Origin of the sequence: Paenibacillus plantiphilus, assembly GCF_927798095.1 — a bacterium.
Lineage (GTDB): Bacteria > Bacillota > Bacilli > Paenibacillales > Paenibacillaceae > Paenibacillus_Z > Paenibacillus_Z plantiphilus.
In genome coordinates, this window is sequence record NZ_CAKMMF010000030.1 from 40,966 (window position 1) to 56,596 (window position 15,631).

The 15,631-nt window shown below is 50.2% G+C and carries 14 protein-coding genes; all 14 read left to right on the plus strand.

Annotation, left to right across the window (positions count from 1 at the left end):
- Positions 1-695 precede the first annotated feature (695 nt).
- Entirely contained in the window at positions 696-1,232 is a 537-nt protein-coding gene (locus tag L6H65_RS21610) for a hypothetical protein (protein ID WP_236344853.1), read from the plus strand.
- Positions 1,225-2,742 (plus strand): AAA family ATPase, encoded by a 1,518-nt coding sequence (locus tag L6H65_RS21615; RefSeq protein WP_236344854.1) that lies wholly within the window; start codon positions 1,225-1,227, stop codon positions 2,740-2,742. Before L6H65_RS21610 ends, L6H65_RS21615 begins: the two co-directional genes overlap by 8 nt.
- Before the next feature lie 121 nt (positions 2,743-2,863).
- A complete protein-coding gene (locus L6H65_RS21620; RefSeq protein WP_236344855.1) occupies positions 2,864-3,736 on the plus strand; it encodes a 3-hydroxyacyl-CoA dehydrogenase family protein in 873 nt (290 codons plus the stop codon).
- Positions 3,733-4,938: an acetate/propionate family kinase gene (locus L6H65_RS21625; protein ID WP_236344856.1), complete on the plus strand. Its 1,206-nt coding sequence runs from the start codon at positions 3,733-3,735 to the stop codon at positions 4,936-4,938. Before L6H65_RS21620 ends, L6H65_RS21625 begins: the two co-directional genes overlap by 4 nt.
- A 21-nt stretch (positions 4,939-4,959) precedes the next feature.
- Positions 4,960-6,255: an asparagine--tRNA ligase gene (gene asnS, locus L6H65_RS21630; RefSeq protein WP_236344857.1), complete on the plus strand. Its 1,296-nt coding sequence runs from the start codon at positions 4,960-4,962 to the stop codon at positions 6,253-6,255.
- Positions 6,256-6,279: 24 nt separating this feature from the next.
- Positions 6,280-6,966: a DnaD domain-containing protein gene (locus L6H65_RS21635; protein WP_236344858.1), complete on the plus strand. Its 687-nt coding sequence runs from the start codon at positions 6,280-6,282 to the stop codon at positions 6,964-6,966.
- A 101-nt stretch (positions 6,967-7,067) separates the two neighbouring features.
- On the plus strand, positions 7,068-8,594 hold the full coding sequence (locus L6H65_RS21640) for a spore germination protein (protein ID WP_236344859.1): 1,527 nt from the start codon (positions 7,068-7,070) through the stop codon (positions 8,592-8,594).
- A gap of 14 nt (positions 8,595-8,608) precedes the next feature.
- Positions 8,609-9,823: a Ger(x)C family spore germination protein gene (locus L6H65_RS21645; protein ID WP_236344860.1), complete on the plus strand. Its 1,215-nt coding sequence runs from the start codon at positions 8,609-8,611 to the stop codon at positions 9,821-9,823.
- On the plus strand, positions 9,820-10,959 hold the full coding sequence (locus L6H65_RS21650) for a GerAB/ArcD/ProY family transporter (RefSeq protein WP_236344862.1): 1,140 nt from the start codon (positions 9,820-9,822) through the stop codon (positions 10,957-10,959). The genes L6H65_RS21645 and L6H65_RS21650 overlap by 4 nt, the downstream gene beginning before the upstream one ends.
- Positions 10,960-11,039: 80 nt before the next feature.
- A complete protein-coding gene (locus L6H65_RS21655) occupies positions 11,040-11,474 on the plus strand; it encodes a hypothetical protein (protein ID WP_236344863.1) in 435 nt (144 codons plus the stop codon).
- A gap of 203 nt (positions 11,475-11,677) precedes the next feature.
- The gene (locus L6H65_RS21660; RefSeq protein ID WP_236344864.1) at positions 11,678-12,148 is read left to right on the plus strand and encodes a hypothetical protein; all 471 of its coding nucleotides are present in this window, start codon (positions 11,678-11,680) and stop codon (positions 12,146-12,148) included.
- Positions 12,149-12,270: 122 nt separating this feature from the next.
- Complete coding sequence (locus tag L6H65_RS21665; RefSeq protein WP_236344865.1) at positions 12,271-12,579, plus strand: hypothetical protein; 309 nt, start codon at positions 12,271-12,273, stop codon at positions 12,577-12,579.
- A gap of 212 nt (positions 12,580-12,791) precedes the next feature.
- Positions 12,792-14,051 (plus strand): glycosyltransferase family 2 protein, encoded by a 1,260-nt coding sequence (locus L6H65_RS21670; protein WP_236344866.1) that lies wholly within the window; start codon positions 12,792-12,794, stop codon positions 14,049-14,051.
- Positions 14,048-15,631 (plus strand): glycosyltransferase (locus L6H65_RS21675; RefSeq protein WP_236344867.1); only part of this gene is annotated, 1,584 nt, incomplete at its 3' end. The genes L6H65_RS21670 and L6H65_RS21675, both read left to right, overlap by 4 nt.

The following is a 15,631-nucleotide window of genomic DNA, read 5'->3' on the forward strand; positions in this document are numbered from 1 at the left end:
CGGAAAAACGTTGCTACAGCCCCAATTTTGCTTGACTAGGCGCACGAAATGGGGCTGTAAAGCTAAAAAAGCTGCTTACAGCATTGAAAACAAAAATATTGTAAGCTGTAAGGCGGAAAAACGTTGCTACGGCCCCAAGTTAGCCTGACTGGCGCACGCTATGGGGCTGTAAAGCTAAAAAGCCGTTTACAGCAAAAATGAGCTGTTACAGTTAAAACTGTATACAGCTTATTTTTTACCAGCTAAATAAAAACGAGCATAAGTAACGGACAAGGGAGCGGAGCAGTAAGAAGGAACCTGTTGAAGCGTGAGCGTTCGCCTTTGTTTCTCGATTTCAACTCGAACCTGCCACCAGGAAATCCGGGAACAACAACGATCGGAAGCTCCTTCAGCCTGCGCAGCGACCCCTGTTCCTGACGGGATAAAGTTGGAATGCGGTTGAACGGCAACACCGGATCGCCCCGTCGGATATCGCCCCGTCGATATCACCCCGCTGGATCGCCCCGCCTCTCATGCACTGGAGGCTGCACGCAGTATAGATGGAACGGCACAGTCGATAGCAACAGCAGCGGCAGTTTGCGCCAATGCTCCTAATTATTACACACCCTCTTGGGTCGGATGCTGTGATATACTTTCGTATAGAGAGATTGATATACGATTATATATACGCTATCTAACATAAGGGGGCTTTTGCCGTGAAAATACGAATTTTACCTGCGATTCTAACTGCTGTGTTGTCGGCTGGCTTGCTGGTCGGTGGCTGGTATACGTATCGGAATGTTGCTACATTAGGACCGCTTGAACGAATCGTTGCCGACATGCCGGGCGTTTCAGCTGCTGCTCCGATTATCGATAGAGATTCTGTGACGATGGAGCTTACTTTGGATCGGGATGCGAATGTGAAAGAGGTATATGAGACGATTGTGCGAGAAGGCGAGTCTGTAATCGGAAGCAGAGAGCTTAAGTTCGACATTCAAGAGAAGGGTAATCAAGAGGAGCTTGACAAGGTATGGTCAACCGTTCTCTTTGATATAGCTGAGGCGATGGAGAATCGGCAATATACAGACATTCCTGCTGCGATGAACCGTTTGGAGAAGCAGTTCGCTGATGTGCAAGCGACATCCGAGATCGATGAAGTGAACGTCTACATTACACTGAAGAACGGCGAAACGGTGAAGCATATTGTGCTGCCAAGAATAGCCGAGAAGCTGGGGGTGTGGCCGAATGCGTAGTTATACGAAGGAAATCGCGATTGGCTTCGTGCCGGTTTTCATTCTTTTCTTGCAATTTGTCGTTGGCGTTAATACGCTGCCGCTCGTCTTCATGGCCGGTATTGCAGGCGGGTTATTGTATGTGGCGAAATCACGAGGTCAATTGGCTGCGATGGGCGGGGAACGCAAAGGCAAAATACGTCCTGCTGTACCGTTGTCCTTCGATGAGATCGGCGGTCAGGATCGTGCGAAGCAGGAGCTGATTGAGGCGCTGGATTTTCTCGTCCATCAGGATCAAATTTCCAAGTTCGGCATACGCCCGCTGAAGGGCATACTGCTGACTGGACCTCCGGGAACAGGCAAAACGCTGCTCGCTAAGGCCGCTTCAGCCTACACGGATTCTGTCTATATTGCCGCATCCGGTTCGGAATTTGTCGAGATGTATGTTGGCGTCGGCGCGAGCCGTATCCGTGATATGTTCAAGGAAGCGCGCCAGAAGGCGCAGAAGGCTGGCAAGACCAGTGCCGTTATTTTCATCGATGAGATTGATGTGATCGGGGGCAAGCGTGACGGCGGACAGCAGCGGGAATATGACCAGACGCTCAACCAGCTGTTGACTGAGCTTGACGGGATTCATACCTCGGAATCACCGCGCATTCTGCTCATTGGCGCGACGAATCGCAAAGAGATGCTGGACAGCGCTCTGCTGCGTCCCGGAAGGTTCGACCGTCATATCGGCGTTGATCTGCCGGACAAGAAAGGCCGCAATCATATTTTGCGCATTCATGCACGGAATAAACCGCTTCATGACGAGGTCAGCATGGATAAGATTGCCGAGGAATCGTTCGGCTTCTCCGGCGCGCAGCTGGAAAGCGTGATGAATGAATCTGCCATCTATGCGATGCGGGAAGAGAGCGAGACCATTATGCAGCGTCATCTGTCCATGGCGATTGACAAGGTGATGATGGGCGAGAAGACGGATCGCGAATCGACTAAGGAGGAGCGGGAGCGTGTTGCGCTTCACGAGCTTGGCCATGCGATTACTGCTGAGATTGTCAGACCTGGCAGTGTATCACAGGTTGCACTGTCTCCGCGAGGCCAGGCACTTGGTTATGTGCGCCATAATCCGCAGCAGGACCGTTATTTGTACACAAGGGAGTTTCTTGAGGAGCAGATTATGATCGCTCTTGGCGGTGCAGCGGCGGAGGAACAATTCTATGGAGACCGAAGCACGGGCTCGCGCGGCGATTTCGATCAGGCGATGAGCATTGTCCGTACGATGGTGGAATCAGGCTTGACGGAGATGGGCATTGTCAATGAATCGATGATGACGCCGGATAAATGGGCGAGCGTGAGCAACAATATCCTGAATCATTTGATGAGCCGTGTCAAGCAGCTTTTGGAAGAAAGAAAGGATGTTTTTATCCGCTCCCTGGAAGTGCTAACGGCAGAGGAGACGCTCGGAGGCCAGCAATTCCGCGACTTGCTGGATCAATCCGGCGATGTTGCGAAGGAAACGATAATGTCATAAGTTACAATTTGAAGGCGGACTGCGGTCCGTCTTCTTTTTTGCTATAAAAGCGTTATAATAAGAGGGATGACCTTCAGAAAGCGAATCATACTTCTGCTGTACTAGATGGGGGAATGGCGAGATGACAGTACGTAGTGTAGGCGTTATTGGCATTGGAACGATGGGGCAAGGCATAGCTGAGATGCTGGCCTTCAACGGACTTGATGTATATGTAGTCGAACAAAATGATGAGAAATTAGCTGCATCCATTGCACTGATAGAGCAAAGCCTCGATAAGCAAATTGAGAAATGGGCGCTTACACTGGCGGAGAAGAAGCTGGTCATGAACCGCATTCATCCGGTCAAACGGCTGTCTGCGATGTCTGAATGCCAGCTCGTAATCGAAACGATTACGGAGGATCTTGAGAGCAAACGGGTGATCTTCGAGGAGCTGGATCGAATCTGCGATGCCAGCATCATTCTGGCCAGCAATACGTCAACGCTAAGTATGACGGAGCTGGCGGGCATGACGAAAAATCCGGAACGTGTAATCGGCATGCATTTCGTTTATCCGGTTATGAAGACAGGACTTGTAGAGATCGTTCGCGGGCTTAAGACGTCGGAAGAAACGTTCACAAAGACCAAATATTTTGTCGAAAATATTATACATAAAAAAGGCGTTATGGTGTTCGAATCGCCAGGATTCGTCACAACGCGATTAATTTGTTTATTAATTAATGAAGCGCTTCATGTGCTGGAGGAAGGCGTTGCATCGGCTGATGATATCGACAGCGCGATGCGGATCGGCTACTCCTTCCAGAACGGACCGTTCGAAATGGCGGACAGATTCGGGCTGGATGCAGTGCTCGCGGCGCTTGAGCGGATGTTCCGCGAGTATGGCGAATTGAAGTATAGACCGTCTATCGTGCTCAAGAAAATGGTGCGTGCTGGCCATCTTGGCGTGAAGAGCGGCATTGGTTTTTTCAAATATGATAAGGATGGGGATCGCGTATGATAATTCTCGTCATTAATGCCGGCAGCTCGTCGCTTAAATACCAGCTCTATAATATGAAGGAAGAGTCCGTTCTTGCTCAAGGAAGAGTCGAGAGAATCGGTATGGATTCTTCGATCGTCACCCATGAGCCAGAGGGCAAGTCCGAGGTGCGGCTAGTAAGTGAAATTCTTGATCATAATACTGCTGTGAAGCGGGTTATCGATCTGCTCGTTCATAAGGAGCATGGCGTGCTCGGCTCCATCAATGAAATTAAAGCGGTTGGCCATCGGGTCGTCCACGGCGGTGAGATTTTCAAGCATTCCACGTTGGTAACGCCTGATGTTAAGCTTGAGATCCGCAAGCTGTTCGACTTGGCGCCGCTGCACAATCCGCCTGCTCTAATGGGCATCGCAGCAGTGGATACGAACATGGCCGAGGTTCCGCAGGTGGTCGTATTCGACACGGCTTTCCATCAATCGATGCCGCAGGAGTCGTTCCTGTATGCGATTCCTATGGTGCTATATCGCCGCCACAAAATACGCCGCTATGGCTTCCACGGCACATCGCATCACTATGTCAGCCAGCAGGCGGCGGAATTTCTGGGCAAGCCTTTGGAATCAATTAAAATGGTATCCTGTCATATTGGAAACGGTGCGAGCTGCACCGCCATTATGGACGGCAAGTCCTTTGATACGAGCATGGGCTTGACGCCTCTCGAAGGTTTGATGATGGGGACGCGGAGCGGTGATCTCGATCCGGCGATTGTGCCCTTTACGATGAATAAAGAGGATCTGACGCTGAGCGAGGTTAATTCGATGCTGAACAAGCATAGCGGCATGCTGGCAATTAGCGGGATCAGCAGTGATATGCGGGAGATTACGGATGCGATGCAGGAGGGCGACAAGCAGGCGAAGCTTGCCTTCGACATGTATACGTACCGGCTGCGTAAATATATAGGAGCATATGCCGCTGCGATGAACGGTATGGATACACTAGTATTTACTGCTGGTGTAGGCGAGAATTCAGTCGTTCTGAGGAAAGCGGTTTGCGACGGATTAACCTTTATGGGTATTGAGCTGGACGAAACGCGCAATGCGGAAAGATCGAAGGAAGCGAGAGTCATCTCATCGGATAATTCCCGTGTCACTGTACTTGTGGTGCCGACAAATGAGGAATTGTTGATTGCGCGGGATACTTATCAAATCGTACAGAACCGAGCCTAAGTCAGAAGGGTGAGATTAACGATGAAGAACCTGACTTTAATTAGTCGAGTGAACGAGCATGCGGAGCAATCGGTATGGATCGGCTGTTGGCTGAATGGCAAGCGCTCCAGCGGTAAAATCCAGTTTCTTCAGCTCCGCGATGGAACCGGCTACATTCAAGGGGTTGTGGTGAAAAGCGAAGTATCCGAGTCAACCTGGGAAGCGGCGCAGAAGCTTACACAGGAGAGCTCGCTGTATGTCCGGGGAACAGTAAGGGTGGAGCCGCGAAGCTCCTCCGGATATGAGCTGACCGTTCACGAGCTGGAAGTTATTCAGCAGACACAGGAGTATCCGATTACGCCGAAGGAGCATGGGGTCGACTTCTTGATGGACCGCCGTCATTTGTGGCTGAGAACGGCTAAGCAGCGGGCTATTATCGTCATTCGGGCGGAAATTATTCGTGCCACGAGAGCTTTCTTCGATGTTCGGGACTTTACGCTGGTTGATCCGCCGATCCTGACCCCGTCCTCTTGCGAAGGAACGACGAATCTGTTTCATACCAAATATTTTGACGAGGATGCTTATTTGACGCAGAGCGGCCAGCTGTATATGGAAGCTGCAGCGATGGCGCTAGGCAGAGTCTATTCCTTTGGTCCGACCTTCCGTGCGGAGAAGTCCAAGACACGGCGGCATTTGATTGAATTCTGGATGATTGAGCCGGAGATGGCCTTCGTTGATCATGAGGCCAGCCTGCTCGTACAGGAGCAGCTGATTGCCTTCATCGTCCAGAGCGTATTGGAAAACTGCCGCAAGGAGCTGGAGACGATTGGCCGGGATGTTGGCAAGCTGGCTAATATTGCTGCGCCGTTCCCGCGCATCTCCTATGACGAAGCGATCGCTTTGCTGCAGGAGCAGGGCTTCGAGGTGCAATGGGGCGAAGACTTTGGCGCCCCGCATGAAACGGCTATAGCAGAGAAATTTGAACGGCTGGTATTCATTACCCATTATCCGGCTGCGATTAAAGCGTTCTATATGAAACCGGACCCGAACAGACCGGAGGTCGTGTTATGTGCGGATATGATCGCGCCGGAAGGCTATGGAGAGATTATTGGGGGTTCTCAGCGGATTGATGATCCGGAGCTGCTGGCACAGCGGTTCTCAGAGCATGAGCTGTCTGAGGAAGCCTATCAATGGTATCTCGATCTGCGGAAGTATGGAACGGTCCCGCATTCCGGCTTTGGACTCGGGCTGGAGCGGACGGTTGCCTGGATATGCGGACTGGACCATGTACGCGAGACGATTCCGTTCCCGAGAATGCTGTATCGTCTCTATCCGTAGCTGCAGAGCAGGAGGCTTGCATCGATGAAAACAGATATGTGGAAGGCGTACGCGCGAGGCATGGCCGCAGCGATGAACAGCGGCGGCGTTGTTATTCCGGCCGGCTTGCTTCGCGCTTATCGCGGGATTGGCTTAACGGATACCGAAATGCTGCTCATCATTCAGCTCTTCATGTACCGTCAGCTGGAGGGGGTGGAGTTTCCGACACCGGAGCAGCTGGCGGATCGGCTGGGCTTAACGTCCAAGGCGGTCGGCCAACTGCTTGGCCGGCTAATGAAGGAAGGCCTGTTGGCAATTGATGAACAGATGGACAGCATTTCAGGTGTTCAGTCCGAGCGTTACAATTGGAATGGCCTTATTATTAGAAGCGCAGAATGGCTTGCGGATGAAGCGCGGAAGAGCGCTATGGGACCGGAGCGGGAGCAGCGGAACTCAGAGCCCAAGGCAGCAGACCTGTTCACCGTATTCGAACAGGAATTCGGCCGTCCGCTGTCACCGATGGAATGCGAAACGATCAGCGCATGGCTTGATCAGGATCGATATCAGGAGGAACTGATTCGCTTTGCGCTCAAGGAATCCGTATTCGCAGGCAAGCTGCATTTCCGGTATATCGACCGGATATTGATCGAGTGGAGCAGGAATCGGGTAACGAATGTAGATGAAGCTAGAGCATATACGAATAAATTTCGCGGCGGCAGAGGGTCTTCATGATCTCTTGCCGCCGCTTTGCTTTGCCGCGCTATACATAAATGCCAGCCTCTCTAGCTATACTACGTCTATCTCGTACGCTCAGAAAGTAAGAAGGTGGTCCAGTGGCATCAGCAATACCGCTAAGCAAGGAGCTCAGCCATAATTCAATCTCTATCAGCAGCAGACTCGGCAACAGTCTGGATGTCGTGTCCCGTAGAATCGGCGGTGATGATTCGGATTCAGCTGCAACGATCGCCATTCTATATATCGACAGCCTGGTTGATCAACGAACCATTAACGATCATATCGTGCAGCCGCTCATGAATGCGCTGCTTGTGGGTGCGGAGCAGGAGCAGCCGACGGGTCAGGGAATGCTGGAGCGATTATCAAGGCATGTGATTGCCGCAGGATCAGTTGCAGTCATTCGAACAGAGGAAGAGGCGCTCGAAGCGCTGCTTAACGGCTTCTGTGTCATTATGGTTGACGGTACGGATGAAGCGTTGATTGCTGTTACAGCTGGAGGTGAGCAGCGATCGGTAGATGAGCCCGTCACCCAGACGGTCATACGCGGACCGCAGCATAGCTTTACGGAGAATATATTTACGAATTTGGGGTTAATTCGACGTATTATTCGGTCTCCAAACCTTCGTCTTCAAGGCAAACGCATCGGGAGGCAGACACAGACGCATGTGTTTGTCGCTTCTATAAAAGGAATCGCGAAGCAGAGCGTTGTGGATGAGGTGCTGCGCAGACTGGATGCCATTGATATAGACGGAATTATCGAAAGCAGCTATGTCGAGGAGTTCATACAGGATCGAACGTTTACTCCATTCCCAACGTTGATGAATATCGAGCGTCCCGATGTTGTAGCAGCATCATTGCTGGAGGGTCAGGTGGCAGTAATTGTCGATGGTACGCCTTTTGTGCTGCTGGCTCCGGTTACTTTCTTTAAATTTTTCCAATCTGCTGAAGACTATTATCAACGATTCGATATAGCGAGCTTCTTAAGACTCCTTCGGCATATTACCTTTATCGCATCGATGCTGCTTCCGGCATTATACATTGCCATTACGACCTATCACCAGGAAATGCTGCCAACTACGCTGCTCATTAGTTTGGCCGCACAGCGGGAGGGCATACCGTTTCCGGCGCTCTTCGAAGCGTTTCTGATGGAAATCACATTCGAGGTGCTTCGGGAGGCGGGTGTGCGGATGCCGCGAGCGATAGGTCCTGCTGTCTCGATTGTTGGCGCGCTTGTACTTGGACAAGCGGCTGTTCAAGCCGGTCTTGTATCGCCTGCGATGGTCATTGTCGTTTCCTTTACTGCCATCTCCAACTTCGTTACGCCGCAGATCAATATTGCCATTGCAGCGAGGCTCATTCGCTTCTCGCTAATGCTGTTGGCGGGGATGCTCGGCTTGTACGGGATTATGACAGGTGTCATAGTTCTGCTCACGCATCTGGCCGGCTTGCAGTCATTCGGTGTTCCCTATATGGCCCCAGTAGCGCCATTCATCTGGAGCAGCTGGAAGGATATTTTTATTCGGGTTCCAAGATGGGCGATGAAATCCCGGCCTGAAATGTTGGGCGGCAGCAAACGGAAGAACAATGCAAGGATGCCGGACTGGCAGCGGTCCCGCTCTGAATAAACGGAGGCATAGGAATGGTAAAGCGATGGTTGCAGATTGGTCTGGCCCTCGTCATCCTGACAGCACAGTGCGGCTGCTGGAACAGAGTGGAATTGAACGAGCTGAGCATCATATCTGCAACAGGCATTGACATTGAAGATAATGGAAGATGGCGGCTTTCCTTTCAGCTTGTCATCCCGCAAGCGATTTCCAGCACTTCAGGTGTATCCACAAATGCGGCTCCTGTATATGTGTTTTCGACAGAGGATGAAAGCCTGCGCGGCGCAGTTCGGAAAACGAGTCTGGAGCTGTCGCGCAAGCTGTATTTTTCCCACAATCAGATGGTTGTCATTAGCGAGAAAGCGGCACGCTACGGGATCAACACGCTCATGGAGGCTTATATCCGCAATACGGATTCCAGAGAGACGGTAACCATCTTTCTTACAAAGGGAAGTGCCCGCAACATGCTGGAGCAGCTCATCTCCATGGAGAAGATTCCAGGAGCAGCTATTGACCATATGGTGCAAAATGAAGCTTTCAATGGAGGCAGTTTCCCGCAGATGACCGTCTTTCAGGTGCAGCAGGAATTGCTCGACGGGACCCATGCAACAGGCATTCCGAGTCTTGCGTTGGCCGGTGAGGGAGGCTCATTCGATTCGCTTGATGGGATGAAAAAAACACATTCGGATCTCAAGGTCAAATTAAGCAAGCTGGGTATCATTAAGGGTGACAAGCTGGTTGGATGGATCAACGCGGAGGATAGCATGGGGGCGATGTGGCTTGCCAATCGTGTCAAGAGAACAACAGTGCCCTTCGCATGCGAGCCATCGAGAAAAAAAGACTCCACCCTTCGCATCATTCAGACCTCTACTCGGGTTAGCCCCGAGCCTAAGGGAAACAGCTTCATCATAAACGTCCATGCGAAGGTGAACGGCACACTATATGAATACAACTGTGATGCTGATATGGCGAAGCCGGAAACGATTGCCCAAATCGAGAAGGCTATCGCAGCTGAAATTGAGCGAACGATGATGAAAGGCTGGAAAGCGATAAGCGAGCAGCGAGCGGATATTGTCGGCTTCGGCGGGGCTGTACATGAAAAGTATCCTAAGCGATGGAGGGAGATTGCTTCCTCATGGAATGAGCAATTGGGGCAGTTGCAGATTAAATGCCATGTGCGGGTCCATGTAAATCAGACGGGAATGAGCATTGATTCCTTTCGGTCGAAGTTAAGAAAGCAAGGCGGATGAAGGATGGAGGCGATCCGGTGGGCAAGCTCAGCGGCTATCAGATTGTAGTCATGATCATCATGTTTGAGCTGGGCAGCACGCCTCTGTTCGAGCTTGGAATCAAGGCCAAACAGGATTCGTGGCTTGCTATGACGCTTGCCGCCTCCATCGGGCTCCTGCTTTTGTGGGTTTACCTGCGCATCCAGGGACGGTTTCCCGGGATGGGTTTGGCGGATCTGCTCCGCGTACATTTCGGCAAATTTCTAGGTACCTTTACCGGATTGCTGTTCGGCCTCTATTTCACCTATGAAGCTTCGCGAAATGCGCGTGACTTCAGTGAATTAACCGTTATGACGATTCTGCAGCAAACGCCGCAATGGGTTATTATTTTCACGACTGCATTGATTTCATTGTACGGGGTTTACAAAGGTCCTACAGTGTTCTTCCGGGTTGTTGAAATGCTGTTTCCGATTGTCATTCTCAGCTATGGCGTTATCGTTATCCTTCTATTTATCGCGCGGCTTCCAAATTATCACAGACTGCTTCCGATGCTTGAGAACGGTGTGGGGCCAGTAGTGTCAGCTGCTATTCCAGACATTGTTTCATTCCCATTCGGTCAGATGGTTGTATTCCTGATGTTCTGGCACAGATTGTCGCCCGGCAAAAAGCTTGGGAGAATAGCGTCAATGGGCTATATTATTGTAGCTGTGCTGCTAATTGTGTTGAACGCCATATCGATGGCGGTTCTCGGACCCGAGATTTCTTCCATTTCGTCACTTCCTCTGCTGGAGGTTGTACAGCTCATTCGGATAGCTAACATTCTAGAACGGCTTGATGTGTTTGTTACGCTGCTGCTCTATATAGGACTGTATGTGAAAATGACCTTGTTCTGCATGGCAGCGGTTATTATGATGAAAAACCTGTTCAAGGGCTCACATGCTGCATGGTCTGCAGCTATTATACTGATCATATGCGGACTCGCCTTCCTGGAGCCGAATAATACCGTTCGTCTATGGTTAGGGCTTACTGTTATGGTTAAGCTTTTTACCATCTTCCAAATTGCATTGCCGATTGTGGTGCTTGCCGTAGGTGCTATGAGAGGGCTCGGGAAGAAGGGGACGGAGCCTGAAACTGCTCATACCGCAGACGAAATATGAGCAGCTAACTAGCAAGTTGTCCAATCCGCGAGATAATAGAGTACATATAATAGAGTATCCTTAGTAGGAGGTGATTCGAAATGGGTACTTTTTTGGATATGAGAAGTTCCATGAACTCCAACCACTCCGGGGCTCCGGGAGTAAGCCTCTCCCTAACACCTGCTTTGTTCGGAGTTATTGGTCTGCAAACGAAAAACGTTGCCAACCCGATCGTTACACTTGCAGGAACAGTTGGGATTAGCGGCGGCTTGATCGGCAACACGTTCACAATTCAGATCGTTCGCGGCAGCACAACCTTTGTTCCAGCCAACGTGATCTACACGGCTCAAATGGCAATAGCGCTAAGTGTCGCAAACTCTTCTGACATCTATTCCTTCACCGCACAGGATCTGCTGGCTCCGGCAGCTGCTGAAACGATCTACACCGCTTTTATTACAGGAGGCCCGCTGGCCGTGCTTACGGGTACGCGCAATGGTCCTGAGGTGTTCTACGGAACGGCTTCCAGCACGATTTAATGGTTGGTTGAAAGCTATGCGGCGATTGTCAGCCGCATAGCTTTTTTTCGTGCGCGCTAAATGGGATGGCTGCCTCGACGATTATATTATATCCCGTAGGGTGATGTATTCCTGATATCTTCAATTGTGTAAATTTTTTAAAACCTTTTTTTTGTAACCAGCGTCTATATTAATAGTGTGTATTTTTTTGGAGGGGATGATGAATGATGTTTAAAAATGAAAAATTCATGTTGCTTTTAATGGCGGTATTTGTAATTTTGTGTGTGGGGATTGCTAGTGCTCAAGGTTCAGAACAATCACTCGAAGAGCTGACTGGAAAATCGGTTCAGGACGTTCAAAAAGATCCAGAAGAATCCGCAAAAAGTATGGTTAGCAATTATTTTAGTGCGATCATGCAACAAGAAGGGAAAGGCGGGGCTGCTCTAACAGATTTCAAAATTACTAATGTCGATAGCTCAGATCTCAGCGACATCAAGGTAACTGTTAACTTAAAGTATGAAAATATACCGGAGTTGCCTGCAGCAAATTATCACGTTATAAGAATAGACAATACTTATCAGGTGAAAAAGCAATTTTGTGCGTATGATTTAATACCAAACTCTCGAACACATGGAACGGTAAATTGCAGTAGCAGCGGCAACGAGGGATCTGACAATTTTACAATTGCAAACTGATCCAAGGAAGGCGTAAACGTTTGCGAAAATTAATATTTTCTAATATATGTATTTTATTCAAAATCAAAAAAGGTGATTGCGCTTTCATGTGGAACTACGTAACTCAGGAGGTGTAGTCCATAATGAAAATGAAAGGAAAAAGGGATTATAACAAGCTTCTTCTACAAATCGAGAGAAGCATTCATAATCAAGTTAACGGAGGAGTGAAATTACAAGAACTATTCTCTGAGGCATTTATGAAGGAGCATACCGAGTTCAAAGACATCCATTCCTTTTTTGAAGGCGGGTCTTTTGAAGTTAACAGCGCGGCCGAATTGGAAAATATAAACAAAACATCTTTGGATCGGCATGTGATGGAGAATTCTATATTCACAACATGGGAGAAGATGAAGGAAGCAGCAGGTCAAGCCTATTTAAAGGTGAAATTATAGTTTCGCTGTATTGTCAACCAAAGAATAGTAAGCGATTTCATTAAGCGGACCAGCCATCTCATGGCTGGTCTTTATATAGGGGCGAGTCCAGTATTGCAGATACGGGACTCGTTCTTTTTATTGCTGCGCTGCCGGGCATCGCGTCCAATCGTCTTCCGCCGGTATGTCATACGCTAATGACACATGTCTTTTATTCGGGGAGGAGAATGCCTGTGATTGCGGTCAGCTTATGCATGATCGTCAGGGATGAAGAGGAGGTACTCGCACGCTGCCTTGATTCTGTGGCGGATCTTGTCGATGAGATCGTTATTGTTGATACAGGATCAGTGGACCGAACGAAGGAAATCGCTGCGCAATATAACGCGCGCATCGTTGAGTTCGAGTGGATTGAGGATTTCGCGGCGGCGAGAAATTTCTCGTTCGCACAGGCTACCCAAACGTACGTGATGTGGCTCGATGCCGATGATGTCCTGTTCGAGAAGGATAGAGAGAAATTCCGCAAGCTGAAACAATCGCTCCCTCCAGAGGTGGATTCCGTCATTATGGAATATCATCTCACCTTCGATATGGCGGGCAATGCAGCTGCCGGCTCCCGCCGCAACCGGCTTGTGAAGCGGAGCATGGGCTACCAGTGGCATAACCCGATACATGAGTATTTGGAAGTATCCGAAGGAAATATTATGCTGACGGATATCGCCATATCGCACAAACGGATGGGAGATCATTCTGACCGGAACATGCGAATATTCAAGAAGCAGGTCGCTGACGGCAAGGAGCTGCTGGGACGCGACCTCTATTATTTTGCCAACGAGTTGGTGGATCAGAAGGAATATGCGGAGGCCGTACAGAGCTACACGCTGTTTCTACAGGGACCGGTTGAATATTCCGAGGATCATATGCTTGCTTGCAGCAAGCTGGCGGAGTGCTATCATCATCTTGGCCGCAAGGACAAGAAGCTGGAAAGTCTGCTTCTGGCGTTCAAATATGATGTGCCGCGAGCGGACTTCTGCTGTTCGATCGCATTTTGCTTTGAGGAGCAGGAAGCATGGCCGTTGGCCATACACTGGTATAATATGGCGCTTGGACTGGAGAAGCCGGCCTTCAGCATGGGACTGCTCAATCTGGTGTGCTGGACGTGGCTGCCGCATGTGCAGCTCTGCATTTGTTATGCCAAGGTTGGCGAGCTGCGGAAGGCGATGGAGCACAACGATAAGGCGCTGCATTATTTGCCCGATGATGCCAATCTCAAGGATAACAAGCGAAGGCTGGAGGAGATTCTGCAAATCCATAATGATGTGAAACGTCGGCATAAGGATGGGCAGGAGCAAGTACAGGGGCAAGTGGAGGAGCAAGTGCAGGAGCAAGTGCAGGAGCAGGAGCAGGAACAGGGGCCAGAACAGGGGCAAGTGGAGGATCAGGAACAGGGGCAAGTACAGGGTCAGGATAGTGGTCAGGATGGCGGTATTGTATGATAACGAGCATTATTCTGGTGACCTATAATAAGCTGGCCTATACACAGGCCTGTATTGAGAGCATTCGGCGTCATACGATGTCCGGGAGCTACGAGATCATAGTTGTCGATAATGGTTCAACAGATGATACCCCGGTATGGCTGGAGGAGCAGCAGGATATCATTTGCCAGCTTAATGGCCGGAATGAGGGTTTTCCCAAGGCTTGCAATCAAGGAATAGCGGTTGCCAGCGGCGAGCAAATGATGCTGCTCAATAACGATACGATTGTTACGCCTCGCTGGCTGGAGGGCTTGCTGCAAGGGCTGCACAGCGATCCGAAGGTTGGGGCGGTCGGGCCTGTAACGAATTATGCTTCCTATATGACCCAGATTCCAACTGACTACGAAACGCTGGAAGAGATGGAGCAGTTCGCAGTTCGGCATAATGTCCATGACCCCGCCAAATGGGAGGAGCGCCTGAAGCTTATTGGCTACTGCCTTCTGATGAAACGCGAGGCATGCGAGGCTGCAGGTTCTCTCGATGAGCGGTTCGGGATCGGTAATTATGAGGATGATGATTATTCCCTTCGGCTGCTGCTGGCGGGCTACAAGCTGCTGCTGTGCGGGGATACGTTCATTCATCATTTTGGCAGTGTTTCGTTTGGAGCGGATAGGGAGAAATATGAGACGATTATATCGGATAATCACGTTCACTTTGTGCAAAAATGGGGCTTTGAACCAGGTCCAGCGATGAATGTGCGGCTGGATTTGCTCACTGTGGTCGAGCAGGAGCTGCCCGATTACAGGCACGGCGAATCGATAGCAGTACTGGACATTGGCTGCGGCTGCGGAGGCACGCTGCTAAGGATGAAACGCAATCATCCCGGGTCAGCCTTGTACGGCTTGGAGCGCGATCCGCTCATCTCACGAATTGCTGAGGCAGCAGGCATTACAATTGTTGGTTCAGAAGCCGCTCGGAATTGGGGAATCAGGGAAGGTTCACTTGATGCAATTATTATCGGCAATGCGCATGAGTTTGCTTCTAAGCCGGAGGAACTGAAGGCGCTCGCCGGGCTGTTAAAGCCCCAGGGCTGGCTGGTAGGTGCATACGCTAATCGGCATTGTTTCCGGCTTGTGAAGCAGTTTATGTCATCTGCAAGGAATCTGGATACTTCGATGCTTTATACAACTGAGCAGGTTCGTGGAATGCTGCGTGAAGCAGGACTGAATACGCTGAAGCTTGCCTATGCTGCAGACGCGCTGTCTGCGGAGGATGAACGCTTTATTCAAGGGCTTACTGAATGGATGGAGCAAACGTCAGAGGAGCCATTTACGGCTGTCTACTTCATAGGCTTGGGACTGAAGCCTTCGGCAGAAGGTGAAGCTGCGAGCGATCCGGGGGATCATAACGGTCAATTGGATATTGAGATAAATGAGATTCTGACAGAGACAGGAAACGATCCTTCAGCTTTGAAAAAGAGCGGTAACGGGGAAGCCGGAGGAAGTGAAATCGAAGAAGGTGAAGAAAGGAAAATCGGGGAAGTCGGAGGAAGCGAAATCGAAGAAGGTGGAGAAAGGGAAATCGGGGAAGCCGGAGCAAGC